This window comes from Pseudoalteromonas sp. S3260 (assembly GCF_005886925.1).
GTDB classification, from domain to species: Bacteria; Pseudomonadota; Gammaproteobacteria; order Enterobacterales; family Alteromonadaceae; genus Pseudoalteromonas; species Pseudoalteromonas tetraodonis.
In genome coordinates this window covers 22517-38141 of record NZ_PNCV01000074.1, presented here as the reverse complement: position 1 = coordinate 38141, position 15625 = coordinate 22517, and the positions used below count along the sequence as shown (strand labels likewise).

13 protein-coding genes are annotated in these 15625 nt (G+C 40.5%); 10 read left to right on the top strand and 3 right to left on the bottom strand.

Features of this window, described 5'->3' with window-relative positions:
• Positions 1 to 378: 378 nt before the first annotated feature.
• The 10 genes from CWC14_RS12885 to ccoG all read left to right on the top strand — a co-directional run bounded on the left by CWC14_RS12885 (position 379) and on the right by ccoG (position 13447).
• On the top strand, positions 379 to 1821 hold the full coding sequence (locus CWC14_RS12885) for a glyceraldehyde-3-phosphate dehydrogenase (RefSeq protein ID WP_013464603.1): 1443 nt from the start codon (positions 379 to 381) through the stop codon (positions 1819 to 1821).
• A gap of 193 nt (positions 1822 to 2014) precedes the next feature.
• Positions 2015 to 3142: a M14 family metallopeptidase gene (locus CWC14_RS12880; protein ID WP_013464604.1), complete on the top strand. Its 1128-nt coding sequence runs from the start codon at positions 2015 to 2017 to the stop codon at positions 3140 to 3142.
• A 374-nt stretch (positions 3143 to 3516) separates the two neighbouring features.
• Positions 3517 to 5019: an alanine/glycine:cation symporter family protein gene (locus CWC14_RS12875; protein ID WP_138563219.1), complete on the top strand. Its 1503-nt coding sequence runs from the start codon at positions 3517 to 3519 to the stop codon at positions 5017 to 5019.
• A 123-nt stretch (positions 5020 to 5142) separates the two neighbouring features.
• Positions 5143 to 5469, top strand: a complete 327-nt coding sequence (locus tag CWC14_RS12870; RefSeq protein WP_013464606.1) for a hypothetical protein — start codon at positions 5143 to 5145, stop codon at positions 5467 to 5469.
• Position 5470: 1 nt separating this feature from the next.
• A complete protein-coding gene (locus CWC14_RS12865; RefSeq protein ID WP_013464607.1) occupies positions 5471 to 5752 on the top strand; it encodes a YeaC family protein in 282 nt (93 codons plus the stop codon).
• Entirely contained in the window at positions 5742 to 8426 is a 2685-nt protein-coding gene (locus tag CWC14_RS12860; protein ID WP_138563217.1) for a DUF349 domain-containing protein, read from the top strand. Before CWC14_RS12865 ends, CWC14_RS12860 begins: the two co-directional genes overlap by 11 nt.
• Before the next feature lie 90 nt (positions 8427 to 8516).
• Positions 8517 to 9071 carry a YceB family lipoprotein gene (locus tag CWC14_RS12855; protein ID WP_024601178.1) on the top strand — a complete coding sequence of 185 codons (555 nt, stop codon included), beginning with the start codon at positions 8517 to 8519 and terminating at the stop codon, positions 9069 to 9071.
• Positions 9072 to 9135: 64 nt separating this feature from the next.
• Positions 9136 to 10437, top strand: coding sequence for an ABC1 kinase family protein (locus CWC14_RS12850; RefSeq protein WP_138563215.1), 1302 nt, complete (start codon positions 9136 to 9138; stop codon positions 10435 to 10437).
• Positions 10438 to 10492: 55 nt separating this feature from the next.
• Positions 10493 to 11911 (top strand): sigma-54 interaction domain-containing protein, encoded by a 1419-nt coding sequence (locus CWC14_RS12845; RefSeq protein ID WP_138563213.1) that lies wholly within the window; start codon positions 10493 to 10495, stop codon positions 11909 to 11911.
• Between the two features lie 153 nt (positions 11912 to 12064).
• Positions 12065 to 13447: a cytochrome c oxidase accessory protein CcoG gene (ccoG, locus tag CWC14_RS12840; protein ID WP_138563211.1), complete on the top strand. Its 1383-nt coding sequence runs from the start codon at positions 12065 to 12067 to the stop codon at positions 13445 to 13447.
• 44 nt (positions 13448 to 13491) lie between these two features.
• Here the strand turns inward: ccoG and CWC14_RS12835 are convergent, their stop codons facing one another.
• From CWC14_RS12835 to CWC14_RS12825, 3 genes are all read right to left on the bottom strand, one after another.
• Positions 13492 to 13899 (bottom strand): hypothetical protein, encoded by a 408-nt coding sequence (locus CWC14_RS12835; protein ID WP_138563209.1) that lies wholly within the window; start codon positions 13897 to 13899, stop codon positions 13492 to 13494.
• Between the two features lie 51 nt (positions 13900 to 13950).
• Positions 13951 to 14865 (bottom strand): M14 family metallopeptidase, encoded by a 915-nt coding sequence (locus CWC14_RS12830; RefSeq protein ID WP_138563207.1) that lies wholly within the window; start codon positions 14863 to 14865, stop codon positions 13951 to 13953.
• 122 nt (positions 14866 to 14987) lie between these two features.
• Positions 14988 to 15515, bottom strand: coding sequence for a helix-turn-helix transcriptional regulator (locus CWC14_RS12825; RefSeq protein ID WP_013464615.1), 528 nt, complete (start codon positions 15513 to 15515; stop codon positions 14988 to 14990).
• Between the last annotated feature and the right edge of the window lie 110 nt (positions 15516 to 15625).

The following is a 15625-nucleotide window of genomic DNA, read 5'->3' as shown; positions in this document are numbered from 1 at the left end:
AAATCGGCGATACCGCAGCATCAATGCCAAACAGGCGCTGCCCGACGGGTTCTGCCTCGGGGCGATTTACTCTTTGTTGCCTACATGGAGGTAGGTACGGGGCGTGAGCAGGACGCGGCCGCTTTGCTCGGTTTTGACTTAGCCCACTAGGTTACAAACCTCGCGCCGCGATTAAATTGTCCCTAGTTTGAACAAATTTTAATCCGCAAAGGTCAACAGACCCTCATATAGTATTATTCTAGCCTAAACTTTAGTCTCTAACAGTAGAGAATAAAATGAGATTAAATTAGAATAGACCTGCCCGAGGGAATGCGTTGCTCTCAAAATTCGATGCATTCTTAGGCTATCCGTTCAAAATTGTTTAATTAGGTAAAAAAAATGACCTCATCTCACGAGTTAGAATACACAAGTAGCTGGCAAGAACGTCAAGATTACGCTGAAAGCATGCAACCAATTATTGGTAAATTGTACCGTAATCGTGGTATTGAAATCGCTGTTTACGGCCGTCCATTAGTAAACTCAAGCACTATTGATATTATCAAGTCTCACAAATCAGTAGCTCAATTTGAAGGGACTAAACTGCGCCTACGTGAAAGCTTCCCATTCTTAGAAGCTATCAGCAAAATGGAATTAAATTCTGCCCGTATCGATATTGGTAAATTAGCATACAGCTATTTATACACAGATGCAGCGAATGGTCGTTCAGTAGAAGAGTTTGTTAAAGATGAACTTGCTGAAATTGTTGACTCTAAACCAAAAGCACCACGTGACGTTGTACTTTACGGTTTTGGTCGTATCGGTCGCTTATTAGCGCGTTTATTAATTGAAAAATCAGGCCCGTATGCCGATTTAAACCTTCGCGCTATTGTTGTGCGTGGCGGTAAAGATGGCGATTTAGAGAAACGTGCAAGCTTATTACGTCGTGACTCTATCCACGGTCCGTTCAATGGTTCAATTACTATTGATAAAGAACGTAATGCTATTAAAGCTAACGGTAGCTACATTCAAGTTATCTACGCTAACTCGCCAAGTGAAGTTGATTACAGCGCCTACGGCATCGAAAACGCATTAGTCGTTGATAACACAGGTATCTGGAAAGATGAAGCCGGCCTTGGTCAGCATTTAGAATCTAAAGGGGCTGCAAAAGTATTATTAACAGCGCCTGCTAAAGGTAATATTAAAAATATCGTTTACGGTGTAAACAACCAAGATATTTTACCGGAAGACAAAATTGTCTGTGCAGCAAGCTGTACAACCAATGCGATTACGCCAACACTTAAAGCATTAAACGATCAGTTTGGTATTAAGAATGGCCATGTTGAAACGGTTCACTCGTACACTAATGACCAAAACTTAATTGATAACTACCACAAAGCGGAACGTCGTGGTCGTGCTGCGGCGCTAAACATGGTTATCACTGAAACAGGTGCTGCGAAAGCGGTTTCTAAAGCATTACCAGAGCTTGAAGGTAAACTAACAGGTAACGCAATCCGTGTACCTACACCAAACGTATCGTTAGCTATCTTAAACTTGAACCTTGAAAAGAGCACAACGGTTGAAGAGCTTAATGCGTTTTTACGTGAAACAGCACTTCACTCAGACCTACGTGATCAAATTGATTACACAGCATCAACTGAAATCGTCTCTACCGATTTAGTGGGTAGCCGTTACGCAGGTGTTGTTGATTCTCAAGCAACGATTGTTGATGATAACCGCGTAGTACTTTACGTATGGTACGACAATGAGTTTGGTTATAGCTGTCAGGTAGTTCGCTGTATGCGCGACATGGCAGAAGTCTCATTCCCAAGTTTACCTCGATAAACATATGAGCAATTAAGAAAAGCCAGCACTTGCTGGCTTTTTTAGGCCTGAAGATTTTTAAAGTGAAGCGGTTATGGTACGCTTTATTAAATTGGGTACGCGTTTATACACTTTTAAAGTGCAGTGACACGTATTTACCTCTTGGCTAAATGCCTTAGTCAAAGACACACAGTTAACTAATAGGTTTGTTGTAATGAAAATCAGTAGCAATTTCGACAGTGGTAATATTAAAGTTATTGAAGCCACCGATCCGTTAAATATTCAGCTAGAAATTAATAAAGATCACCAGTCTGAGTTTTATCAGTGGTTTCACTTTCGCCTTGAAACAACGCCTTATCAACTTCATCAGTTAAATATTAATAATCTTGATAAGTCTGCATACCCTGATGGTTGGGTAGACTACCAAGCTGTTGCTTCATACGACCGTCAAACATGGTTCCGTGTACCGTCTTCGTATGAAAATGGCACATTAACATTTGAGCTTGAGCCTGAGTGCAGCAGCGTTTACTTCGCCTACTTTGCACCTTACAGCTACGATCGTCATTTAGACTTATTAGCATGGGCGCAAAGCCAAGAAATTTGCCAACTAGAAACACTAGGTCAAACGCTTGATGGGCGTGACATGAGCGTGCTTAAAATTGGTCAGCCAAGCGCCGATAAAAAAGTAATTTGGATCACTGCTCGTCAACACCCAGGTGAAACAATGGCAGAGTGGTTTGTAGAAGGCTTAGTACACAAGCTACTTGATGATGAAGACCCTCATGCAGCAGCGTTACTATCAAAAGCGGTATTTTATATCGTGCCAAACATGAATCCAGATGGCAGTGCACGTGGTCACTTACGTACTAATGCTAAAGGGGTTAATTTAAACCGTGAATGGCAAACACCCAGCATGGAAAACAGCCCAGAAGTTTACTTAGTGCTTAATAAAATGCGCGAAGCCGGCTTAGACATGCACCTAGACATTCATGGTGATGAAGCCATTCCATATAACTTTGTTGCCGGTAGTGAAGGCATACCAAGCTATGATGCACGCCTAAAAGGCCTAGAAGATAGCTTTAAAGCCGCGCTTTTAACTATTACTCCAGAGTTTCAAGATACGCATGGCTACGATAAAGACGAACCAGGTCAAGCTAACTTAACAGTAGGTTCATCAGCGACAGCAGAAGAATTTAAAGCACTGACTTACACAGTAGAAATGCCATTTAAAGATAATAATGACTTACCCGATCCAGATTATGGTTGGTCAGATCGTCGTTCATATCAATTTGGACAAGATACTTTAGCAGCCATTGTTAATGTTGTAGACAACTTAAGATAAAACGTTTGTTTCAAAGGGTATCAATAATATTGATACCCTTTTTACTTTTAGCTAAACCAACCGTACCAAAAAATAAGAATCATTTACCCACCACAGCACTAAAACGTTTCAATACACCTTCTCGACAGATTTAATACCATATAGTCTAAATCAATTTGCACTTAGTTAAACCTTGTCTTAGCAGGCTCAATATAAATAAACAATAAGTTGTTTTGAAAATTAACTGTTAACAAGGTTGGGCACTTAAGTTAATATCGATTGAACAATAAGAAAAACGGAAAAGATTAACCCCTTATTTCGTAAAGCTTATGTCAGGTATTCTGAGTAGCAGAGTATGGTAATTAATAATAATAAATATAACTGTGAGGATGTTCATGGAAGCTTTTGTAAGCGCCGTTAATGATGTTGTTTGGAGTGATGCACTCATCTATTTATGCCTAGGCGCAGGCTTATTTTACTCCGTACTAACTCGATTTGCTCAAGTTAGACATTTTAAAGAAATGTGTAAGCTATTATTTAGCCCTAACACCTCAGAAAAAGGAATTTCATCTTTTCAAGCTCTTGCTGTTTCATTATCTGGCCGAGTAGGGGTTGGTAATATTGCCGGTGTGGCAGCCGCAATTGGTTTTGGTGGCCCTGGCGCTATTTTCTGGATGTGGGTTGTTGCTTTTTTAGGTGCAAGTACTGCATACGCAGAATCAACATTAGGTCAAATTTATAAGTTAGAAGAAGACGGCCAATACCGCGGTGGTCCAGCGTATTATTTTGATCGTTGTTTAGGGCAAAAGTGGCTGGCTGTATTATTTGCTGTGTCGGCAATTATAGCGTGTGGGGTCTTCCTGCCGGGCGTGCAAGCAAATGCTGTGGGCAACGCATTCACTCAAGTATTTGGCGATGGCACTATGGTGTCTACAAGTTTTGGTGACGTAGGTAGTTTTAAACTGGTTGCGTTGGCCATTATTCTAATCGTTTTAGCGTTTATTATCTTTGGTGGTATAAAGCGCATTGCTAATTTTACGCAAATTGTAGTGCCATTTATGGCGCTTGGTTACATCGTATTGGCCTTAATTATCGTATTTTTAAATATAGACAAAGTACCAGGCATTTTCTCGCTTATTATTGGTGATGCATTTACAGCTCAAGCAGGCTTTGGCGCTGCAATTGGCTGGGGTGTTAAGCGTGGTATCTATTCTAATGAAGCAGGTCAAGGTACAGGTCCTCATGCGGCGGCGGCGGCAGAAGTTGATCACCCTGCACAGCAAGGTTTAGTGCAAGCTTTTTCTGTTTATGTTGATACGCTTTTTGTATGTACAGCAACGGCATTAATGATTTTAATGACGCAGCAATACAATGTAGTCGGTACTTTGCCAGAAGGGCAGTTTATAATCCAAAATGTGGATGCGGCAACTGAAGTGGGATCAGCAGCATTCACCCAAATGGCGTTGTTTAGTGTATTTGGTAGCTTTGGCGAAGCGTTTGTAGGTATCGCTTTATTCTTCTTTGCTTTTACCACCATACTGGCCTATTACTTCATTGCTGAGACGAATATCGCGTACTTAAATCGCTACTTTAAAGGAAGTATTCCGCTTGTAGTGGTAAAACTTATGATTATGTTTATGGTAGCCTACGGCATGGTTAACAGTTCCGGTTATATATGGACTATTGGCGACATAGGCGTTGGCTTAATGGCGTGGATCAACATATTGGGTATATTAGCCATTTTCTTTGTCGCTAAACCGGCCTTAACATGTTTGAGTGATTATGAAGAACAAAAGAAAAAAGGTGGCAAAATCATATTTGATCCCGTTAAGTTAGGGATTAAAAACGCTACCTTCTGGGAAAAACGCCTTGAAAAGCAATCAAAAGACGCTGAATAAACAGATCCCAATAACCTAATATCATCTATTGGGTTAAATTCAAAAAAGACAAAGAGCAATAAAACAAGTACAATGAAAAGCGCCGAAAGGCGCTTTTTTTATGCGTAGTATGGAGAGAGATGTATGGCGATTATTCGTTGCCCCAAATGTGCAAAATCAATTTCAGATAAACATTCGCAGTGTCCACATTGCCAAAGTAACGTTGCTGAATTAAATGCCGAGCAAGTTCAACAACTTCAACGTGAGCAGCGAATTAAAAAGCAGCAAATGTTTATGAACCACTCCTTTTTAGCGCTGATCTTATTTTTAGGTGGCTTCTTTTGTTTGTACTTCCTACAACCTCAAGAAAAAACACTTCAGTGGTATGCGTATACCTCGGCCATTGGCATTGGCTGTATTTGGTACCTTATTAACCGTATTATTTTAGTGACTCTGAAAAAGAAAAAATGACATGAATATTGACAACCTAGTACAGAATATTACTCCAGAATTATTTGAGCGCTTACAGTATGGCGCGGCAACGGGAAAGTGGCCAGATGGCACGCCTTTATCAGATGAGCAAAAGCAACAAACAGTGCAACTAGTGATGTTGTACCAAGCAAAAGTAGCACAATCAAACGAGCAGTTTACCATTGGTGCAAATGGAGAAATGATCCAAAAAACCAAAGCGCAACTACAAAAAGAATTCAAATCAGATAACGAAATAGCTAGGTTCAGTGAAAATGATCTTTAAACACCTTTTTACACCAAAATGGAAACACCCAAAGCAACAAGTTCGTTTAGATGCGATTGAGAAACTTGATGTGGCACGTGACGTAACAATTTTAAGCACTTTAGCCCTTGAAGACTCATCGGCTGAAATTCGTCGTAAAGCACTGCAAAAAGTAAACCACTTACCACTGTGGTGGAAAGCTTACAAACAAGATCAGGCATTGAAAGATATTGCTGAACAACAAATCTCATCGGCTGTATTAAACAGTGAAAGTAGCTTATCGGCGCAGATTAAAAATGAGTACATTGAACGCTTTGCACCGGTTAAAACCCTTGAAAAACTAGCATTTGCTGAAAAAGAATTGCAAGTGAGAGTTAAGCTATTAAAACGTCTAGCTAACCCTAAACTGATTGAAAAAGCCTTTAAAGAAGCAAACGAAGAGCTGCAAAAACAGTTAGTTGATTTAGTCATTACTCAGCAGCTAACTAAAGCACTGTTAAAGCATGCTCAAGGTGAAGCCAAAGTTGCGCTAGAGAGTCATCTTGAAAGCGAGCGTTTAGCGCTTGAAATGCCATCGCAAGTTGAAAACGCAACCCGTGTTATTTTAGCAAAGCTTAATGCATTGCGTGATAAAAATGACTACGCCATTGTTGACCCACAAGCTGCAGAACTCATTGCGCAGTGGCAAGCTCTTGAATTAAAATGGCTAAGTGAAGAACATGTTAAAACCCTTGATGCTAAATATATATCAATTACCGATAAGCTCGATGCACACATTGCAACCTTAAAAGCGCAACATGAAATAGAGCAGCAACGTTTAGCGCAGCAACAGCGCCAAGTGTTAGCGTTAGCTACGTTAGAAGCATTAAGTGAAGAAATTGAAAATGCATTGCAACTTGGATTAGAAACCCCAGAGCAAATTCAGCAAGATTGGCTTAATGCAAAAGTAGCACAAGCAAAAGACACACTAGATAAAACGCAATTGATGGCTGATCAGCAATCAAAACAAGTGATTAATAAGCTTGAGCAACTATTTTTACAAGTAGCCAAGTTACCTGAGCTAACCGCGGCGATTAAAGAATATAAAATTGCTTACAGTGCGCTGTGCGAAATAAAACCCGCCGAGCAGCTCAGTGATTACGATCAACAACTAACTGCCTTTAATCACACATTTAAAGAGGCATGCAGCCATTTAGATGTACTTAGCAATGATTTACAAGCGTCATTTAAAACCCAACTTAATGCGCATAAAAAGCAATTTTTAGCTGCAATGACCGAACTCACTAAGCCGCTTGAAAAAACCCAGAGCCAAGCTAAACGTAAGGCACGTGATGTTAAACGTTTAATTGAAGAAGGGCGCTTTAATGTTGCATTTGGTGTATTTAAAGGGTTCGAAGAGTTATTTAACGAATTGACCGAAAAATATCAACAACCGCTTGTTAATTTAAAAGCAGACCTAGAAGCGCAATTAGCCGATGCTAAAGATTGGCAAAAATATGCGGCCGCACCAAAACGTGCAGCACTTTTAGAAGAAGTAACAGCGTTAGTTGATGAGCCGTGTAACGATCCACAACAGCGTGCTGATCAAGTTAAAGTACTTCGCAAGCGTTGGAACGAGCTAGGACGCCTTGATACAGAGCAAGAGAAACAACAGGGCAACGAGTTTGATGAAAAAATTGAGCTTTTATTTGCCCCTTGTCGCAGCTACTTCGCTGAGCAAGAAGTGCAACGTGAAGCAGCAAAAGCAGAGCGCGAGCAATTGATTGCTGATATGCATGCATTGCATTTACAAGCGACAGGGGATGCTGATTTAGATTGGAAACAACTAGAAAGCAACTATAATCGTTTGCAAAAGGCATGGCGAAGTGTGGGTAAAGTTGACCCGAAAACATACCGCGTGTTGAACGAGCGTTATAAGGCAGAGCAGCAACAGGTTGTAGCGTCACTTAACGCGTTTCATAAAGGCAATGCCGCACTTAAAAATGAGCTCGTTGAACAAGCACAGCAATTATCACAAAGCGATAATTTAGCAGATGCTTGCCAACAGCTAAAGCAGTTACAGCAACAGTGGCAAACCATAGGGTTTGCAGGCTTAAAAGCTGAAAACGCATTGTGGCAAAAATTCCGTCAGTTTAATGATGCAACTTTCACTAAACGAAGCGAAGAGTTTGAACAGCAAAAGCGCGAACAAAGCGAGTCAGATAAGCTGGCAACAACTGTTCTGAATGAGCTTGAAGCAGCATTAAATAGTGTAGAAGGTAAAGCCCAATTACTTGATTTACAAACCAAAGTTAAAGGGTATACACAGTTTAAATCGTTAACCTCTAAAGTGTCTGCTTTGTTATCAGCCATAGATGAAAAACTGACAGGCTTAGCGGCTAAAAATGAGCAAGCTAATTTAGATGCTTTATTTGTTGCACTTGAGAACAACGAGCCAGTCCCGAGCCAATTTAATGGTGCAGTTAAAACAGCATTGAGCTGTGAGCAGCTGTTAACGCGCATGGAAATACTTGCGAGCGTAAGTTCGCAAAACTCAGCGCAAAGAATGGTAGAGCAAGTAGCCATGCTTGATGATAAGCACCGTGGCGAACACGCTGATTTAAATTATTATTTAAAGCAGTTATTAGCACTCAGCGAGGGTTCAGTCACAGCTGACACACTAGCAAGGTTAAAAGTTATTTTTGCTGTAAATTAACTTTTATCAACTAAAATAAAAAAACCGCTATTAAAGCGGTTTTTTATTATGGCTACTTACTGCCTATACGATTAACTAATAGGGTTTTGCATGAAAATTTTTGTTTTTATTTCACTACTATTTTTAACTGCCTGTAACAGTACGCAGGGTATTTCGGTTTATTCATTTACAAATTCAGAGGTTGAGTCGTTACTAAATAAAGAGTTACCTAAATTAAGTGAAAAAGTTAGCCTGATGGGCTTACCTGTGCAGTTTGATGTGAATGATTTAAGCGTTAATATTGGCCCAGATAATAGTGATTATGTTTTATTAGGTGCAGATTCTAGCGCCGAGATTAATGCTTTTGCATTAAAGTACCCAGTGCGCTTAAAGCTGCAAATACAGGGCACTCCTTTTTATGACAGCGAGAAAAAAGCGGTATTTTTACGTAATGTTAAGTTACTCGACTCAAGCATTGATGCCGGTGGCTTTAAAGGTAATTTAGAAGTGCTGGATAACGAGGCCATGGATGTAATGAATGCTTTTTTAGCCGTTAACCCCGTTTATAAGTTAAATATGAACGATCCTAAAATGGCATTATTAAGTAATTTACCTTTAGATTTAAAAGTAGTAGAAGGCGCTATTAAGCTAGTCCCTCGGTTATAATTTAGATCCAATAGGCGTAATAAAACGTATTAGTTGACCTTATTATTAATAGATTAGGTTAATTATGGCTAATGAGCGATCCGTTCCCACATCTCGACTTTCACGTTTTGCAAAGTTAGGCTCATTAGCCACTGGCGTCGCCACGAATATGTTAGTGGGCGGAGCTAAAAGTGCGCTTTCTGGTAAAGGCTGGGATAATAAAAGCTTATTGCTTCAGCCTAAAAATATTGAAAACCTAGCCACTCAACTCTCACACCTGCGCGGTGCGGCAATGAAACTTGGGCAGCTGCTTTCAATGGATGCGGGCGACTTATTAACTCCCGAACTTGCTCAATTACTGTCTTTATTGCGCTCCGATGCCAACCCGATGCCACACAAACAACTGGTCAGTGTACTAAAAGAGCAGTGGGGAGAGGATTGGTTATCGCGTTTTTCTCATATTGAGCTTAGGCCGTTTGCGGCGGCGTCCATTGGTCAGGTTCATTTAGCTTATAAAGAAAATGGCGCGCAGCTGGCAGTTAAAATTCAATACCCTGGAATCGCAAAAAGTGTAGTGAGTGACGTAGATAACGTGATCACTTTACTTACCTTATCGCGGTTATTACCTAAAGAGCTGGATATTAAACCCTTAGTGGCAGAAGCCAAAGCACAGCTATTAGCAGAGGCCGACTACACTCGAGAAGCTGAGTATTTAGCACGTTACAAAAACCTGTTAGCAGATAACGCGCATTTCAAAGTCCCTAGCGTGTATCCCCAGCACAGTACTGCGCAAGTGCTAACTATGGAGTATGTAGATGCCAAGTCTATAGAGGGCATTACATATTTACCACAATCAGAGCGAAGTCGGGTTGCTGAGCAACTGATTGATTTATTTTTTAAAGAAATGTTTGTCTTTAATTTAATCCAAACCGACCCTAACTTTGCAAATTTTCATTACCAACCTGAATCACAAAAAATAGTATTATTTGACTTTGGTGCCACACGAGAAATTACCCCAGCACTAAGTAATGCCTATCTAGCTTTATTTAAAGCTGGTAGTAATAACGATCGTGAGGGGGTGCTCAATGCCGCCACCGATATTGGCTATTTTAAAGACTCGCTCAAAGACAATTACAAAGAAAAAGTGATTGATTTATTTTTAATGGCCTGCGAGCCACTGCGTTATCACGGCGAGTTTGATTTTAAAAACAGCGCGCTTGCTAGCAATATTAAAGATGCTGGCTTGCAGTTAAGTGCACAGTCGCAGCAATGGCATACGCCTCCTGTTGATGCGTTGTTTATTCACCGTAAGCTAGCGGGCTTGTATTTAATTGCAGCACGACTAGAAGCAAAAATAGATATTAAGGCATTATTTAGCCATTACTAGGTGCTAAAGCAGGAGAGAATTGGCATAATACTCGCGATATTTCGCGAGGTCTGCAATGATAAAAAACTTTTTAAACGATCCTACTTTATTACTTAATGCGGTAGGTGAGGGCATATACGGATTTGATTTATCTGGTAATGCGGTGTTTGTAAATCCAGCGGCTGAGCGAATGACGGGTTGGACAGCCGATGAATTGCTGGGTAAAAAAATACATCAATATCATCATCACAGTCATGCAGATGGCACGCCTTACCCTGCCGATGAATGCCAAATTTACTGCACCATGTTTGATGGTAAACGCCGCGAGGTTAAAAACGAAGTATTTTGGCGTAAAGATGGCAGCGCTTTTGCTGTTGAATATACCTCCACGCCCGTTTATAAAAATAGCCAGCTTATCGGAGCCGTAGCCGTTTTTCGCGATATATCAGCGCAGCAGCGAACCCAAACCGCGCTCCAAGATGCTTTAGCGCAAGTAAAGCATTTAAGCGAGCAGCTCAAAGATGAAAACGACTACCTTACTGCCGAGCTAAATCAAGATTGGCAAGACTCAGGGCTAGTAGGGCGCAGTGATGTATTTCAACGTATGTTGCAGCAAATACAGTTAGTGAGCGAAACCGACAGTACGGTGTTGATACTTGGTGAAAACGGTACTGGCAAAGAGCTGGTGGCACGTAACTTACATAGATTAAGCAAGCGCAATGAGCAGGCGTTTATAAAAGTTAATTGTGCGGCGTTTACCCCTAGCTTATTAGAATCGGAGTTGTTTGGACACGAACGAGGCTCGTTTACCGGCGCAAGTGAGCGACGTAAAGGGCGTTTTGAACTTGCTGATAAGGGCACTTTATTTTTAGATGAAGTGGCAGAGCTGCCGTTAGAGTCACAAAGTAAATTATTACGAGTATTACAAGAGCGCGAATTTGAGCGAGTAGGGGGCAGCCAAACCCTAAAAGTTGATATTCGTATCATTACTGCAACCAATCGTAACTTGTGGGAAATGGTACAAGCAGGGCAGTTTAGAATGGACTTATATTATCGTTTAAACGTGTTTCCTATCAAAGTGCCAGCACTAAAAGAGCGAAAAGAAGATATACCTTATTTATGTCAAAACTTAATTGTGCAAATAAACAAGCGGCTAGGTAAGCAATTACAGGGGTTAAGTAACAAAGCTATTAGGCAACTACAAGCCTATGACTGGCCCGGCAATATCAGAGAGCTGCAAAACGTGTTAGAGCGAGAAGCTATTTTATCTACACAGCCCACACTGCAGTTAAGTCAGCCGCTAAAAGCCGGTGATGCGAGTGCTGTTAACCCAACGCTTACACTGGATGAGGCGCAAAGGCAGCATATCATCTCCGTACTGATGTTATGTAACTGGAAAATTGCAGGCGAACAAGGCGCGGCAAATAAGTTGGGCTTACCAGAGAGTACGCTTCGCTCAAAAATGCGAAAATTAGCAGTGCATCGTACTCGTTAACTCGCGATATATCGTGTATGTCGTTAAATGTCGCGAATTTTCGCTTTGGTGTTATGTGTATAATCATTTAATATCAATAAGTTAAATTAACTTTCACTGTGGTCTGAAAGTTGCAAAATCGTACTTAATACCCGTCACTATTAAGTAAGTAACATGAAGTTTGATATTAAAGAAGAAGACATGATCATTAAGCCCTACAAAGAAGAAGGGCCAATTTATATACGCGAGCAAAAAGGGTTTTTTCAGCGTATACGCCGTAATTTAGGTTGGTTGCTAATGCTCAGCTTTATCGCCATTCCTTGGATTCAATATAACGGTCAGCAAGCGGTTTTATTGGATGTCGCCACCCAAAAGTTTACTATTTTTGGCCTAACCTTACTACCTCAAGACTTTATGATTCTCGCCATGCTATTTATGGTGGGGGCGTTTGCGTTATTTTTTGTGACCAATTGGCTTGGCCGTGTGTGGTGCGGCTATACTTGCCCGCAAACAATTTGGATGTTGATGTTCTCTTGGGTGGAACAACGTATTGAGGGGACGCGTAACCAGCGTATTAAGCTTGATAAAAGCCCATGGGATATTACCAAGTGGCGTAAAAAAATTACTAAGCACAGTGCATGGCTGGTTATTTCACTCTTAACTGCCACTTCTTTCTTAGCGTATTTTATTCCAGCTAGAACCTTATACCTAGAAATGGTTAATTTTGAATGGTCTGGGATCACCAGTTTTTGGGTGTTTTTATTTGCATTTTGTACCTATGGCAACGCAGGTTTTTTACGAGAAAAAATGTGTACAGTGGCGTGTCCGTATTCGCGCTTTCAATCAGTGATGTTTGATAAAGACACGCTGGTGGTTACTTACGATAGCGAACGAGGTGAAAACCGCGGTCCACGTAAACGTAAAGCCGATCCTAAAGCGCTTAATTTAGGTGACTGTGTAGACTGTAACTTATGTGTTGAAGTATGTCCTGCTGGGATTGATATTCGCAATGGACTGCAATATGAATGTATTAACTGTGGCTTATGTATTGATGCCTGTGACGATACCATGGATAAGTTTGGCTACGAAAAAGGCTTAATTAAATACGCCAGTGAAAAGCAAATGGCGGGGCAAAAAACTAATCCATTTAGGCTCAAGTTAGTGGGCTATGGCGCTTTAACTGCGCTGTTAATTATTTCTATGTTTGCTTGGATGCTACAACGTACGCCTATCGAAGCCTCAGTCCTAAGAGACAGAAACGCACTGTATCGGGTAAATTATGAAGGGTTAGTAGAAAACCCTTATACACTCACCATCATTAACAAAACGCAGCAACCTTTGCATTATTCTATTTCAATTAGTGGGTTAGAAGGTGCGAGCTTGCAAAGTCCTAACGCTGTGTTGGTAGAGCCAGGGTTGATGAAAAGTGTTCCTGTAACGGTTACTGCCGATGGATATGATATACCCACGAAGGTGAGTAAGCTACAGTTTAAAATTACCGCACAAGAGGACAATAGCATTTCAATTACTAAAGAGAGTCAGTTTTATAAAAACTAGCCCATTTGGTTTTTCGTTGACTATACCTCGGTCGTGTAATTGATTTACTCGGCTGAGGTAAGCTGACTTTTTATAAATGCCTTAGCGCTTGGCAAGTCATCAAACAAGCATTCTTGTAAATGAGCGTCACGGCTTGAACTGTGCATAATACGTTGTAGTTGCCTTATGGCTATGGGAGAGGTGAGTATAAAGGCACTCATTATGCAATTATTTATCCCCATTGTTTGGCTAACATCGATCATATTTTTTTCAGCGTCAGGGGTGGCGGCCACAACGTCGGGCGAGTGGCTAATATAGCCCCAAGGTTGATGTTTAAACGTTGTAATGGTGTCTAACAGAGCGGCTTTAAAGTGATTTAATAACTCAGGGTTTAAGTTGCCTTTAAATTGCGCAATAACAATATTACCCTCAACATAAAAACTGTAACTGCCGTAATTATTTTTAAATTCCAATAGCCGCTCCTTTGTCTGCACCTTACTATGTGCTGATGAATACCATAACTATTACTTATTAATAATGTAGTCCAACGCACCCGAAATTGCCGCAACTTGCGCTAATATGCACTCTTCAGGGTTGGCCGTTGCACTATCTGGGTAAACTTCCGTGGTTGTAACGTAGGTTGCATCAGATAACCCCATGCATAAACCTAACTCTTTTGCTGCATAGTTTATTACCCCAAATTGTTCTTGAGGTACACCAATTAATTGTTTATTTTCATCGCTTGGAGCGATGTGTGTGACCTTTTCAACACATTCAATAATAGCTTTTTGAAAAGCAGGCTCTGGTTTGTTGCTGTCAGCGACTAAATAAAAACCGTCTGGTATATTCCAATTAGTATTTATTTTACCTTCGCGCGCTGCAAGTGCAGGGCGAAATTCACTGTTATCTGAATCAGTGGTTTCATGCAAATCGATATGCGCGATTAAATCAGTATTTAAAGATTGCACATAATTCATTACCAATGCAGATTCTTGCGCTGGGCTGCCTTCATAAAAAGAACGGTTTGGATCAATCGCCTCTGGGTTCCAGCGGTTTATTGTTTCATAACCCCATGGGCTAATGCAGGGAGTAATCACCAGATTAAATTTCTCTGCGTATTGAGTTGCCAATGTTTTTGCAAACCTTAACGCACCGTGTACTCCGCTGGTTTCGTAGCCATGTACGCCGCCAGTGATTAGCACTGTGTGTTTATTTTTATCAAAGTGTTGGGTTTTTAATGCAAACAAAGGGTAACTGTTTTGAGCATAATTAAGTTCACCATATTGCTCTACAACAAGCGTATCTTTTAGCTCATTAATTAGCGTTAATACTTCATCGTTATAACTACGTTTAATTTTCTGGGCTTCAAGCCATTGGAGTTTATGATTGTTATTCCACTTTTCACCAGGGTTGCCAATAGGGTAGGTACTGTTATTCATATTAAACCTTTACGTTGAATTATCTTTGCGGGCTATAGAGCACATAGACCATAATGACGAAAATAAAGCGTTAGCTTAACGCTGACTAAAATAGCGCGCAAGTATATGCGATAGTCACTGCATTAGTTAATGGCTGAGCTTGAATGCGGATAGTGCCTTTGTTGCATAAAGTCTTCTAAAAACCATGCGGCAAACTCATGTCTGCCCTCTACATCGGCTTTACTATAGATGTCTGATGCTTGTTGGCGTACGGTTTTTTCTTTTGTGTTTCTTAGTGCGCTTATTTCTTTAAAGCTTAAGCCTTTAAGTAATAACATCGCGACTTCTTGCTCGCTACGAGTGAGTGTCCACTGAGAAAACTGCGTTTGTATAACACCACTGTATTGATGACGCGCGTCTTTCATTTCCTGCGATATGTTGTTTAACTGAGTCACAGAACTGTGTAATTCGCGCTTAAGGTTAATAATTTTTTTAGTTCGCGCGTTAATATCTTTAATTAAATACAGAGCACCCAAGGCAGAAATAATCACAATTAAGCTCTCAGTAAAAATATGCCACTGCGGCACCCCTAATTTTAAATCCATGATCACGTCAAAAAAATTTAACACCATGATCACCAATAGCGTTGCTGCGATTATTTTATCTCTCATTAAGTTCTCTAATATCAGTAGGTTAAATTTGCAATGGACATATGTACTGTACTGTCAAAATCAGGGTTTATAAGCATATTAAGGCGTTTGCCTGATGATTTAACCGTCTA

Bases quoted from the DNA above. Each gene is read 5' to 3' on its own strand.
- CWC14_RS12885 (WP_013464603.1), top strand. From the start codon at position 379: ATGACCTCATCTCACGAGTTAGAATACACAAGTAGCTGGCAAGAACGT.
- CWC14_RS12880 (WP_013464604.1), top strand. From the start codon at position 2,015: ATGAAAATCAGTAGCAATTTCGACAGTGGTAATATTAAAGTTATTGAA.
- CWC14_RS12875 (WP_138563219.1), top strand. From the start codon at position 3,517: ATGGAAGCTTTTGTAAGCGCCGTTAATGATGTTGTTTGGAGTGATGCA.
- CWC14_RS12870 (WP_013464606.1), top strand. From the start codon at position 5,143: ATGGCGATTATTCGTTGCCCCAAATGTGCAAAATCAATTTCAGATAAA.
- CWC14_RS12865 (WP_013464607.1), top strand. From the start codon at position 5,471: ATGAATATTGACAACCTAGTACAGAATATTACTCCAGAATTATTTGAG.
- CWC14_RS12860 (WP_138563217.1), top strand. From the start codon at position 5,742: ATGATCTTTAAACACCTTTTTACACCAAAATGGAAACACCCAAAGCAA.
- CWC14_RS12855 (WP_024601178.1), top strand. From the start codon at position 8,517: ATGAAAATTTTTGTTTTTATTTCACTACTATTTTTAACTGCCTGTAAC.
- CWC14_RS12850 (WP_138563215.1), top strand. From the start codon at position 9,136: ATGGCTAATGAGCGATCCGTTCCCACATCTCGACTTTCACGTTTTGCA.
- CWC14_RS12845 (WP_138563213.1), top strand. From the start codon at position 10,493: ATGATAAAAAACTTTTTAAACGATCCTACTTTATTACTTAATGCGGTA.
- ccoG (WP_138563211.1), top strand. From the start codon at position 12,065: ATGAAGTTTGATATTAAAGAAGAAGACATGATCATTAAGCCCTACAAA.
- CWC14_RS12830 (WP_138563207.1), bottom strand. From the start codon at position 14,865: ATGAATAACAGTACCTACCCTATTGGCAACCCTGGTGAAAAGTGGAAT.
- CWC14_RS12825 (WP_013464615.1), bottom strand. From the start codon at position 15,515: ATGAGAGATAAAATAATCGCAGCAACGCTATTGGTGATCATGGTGTTA.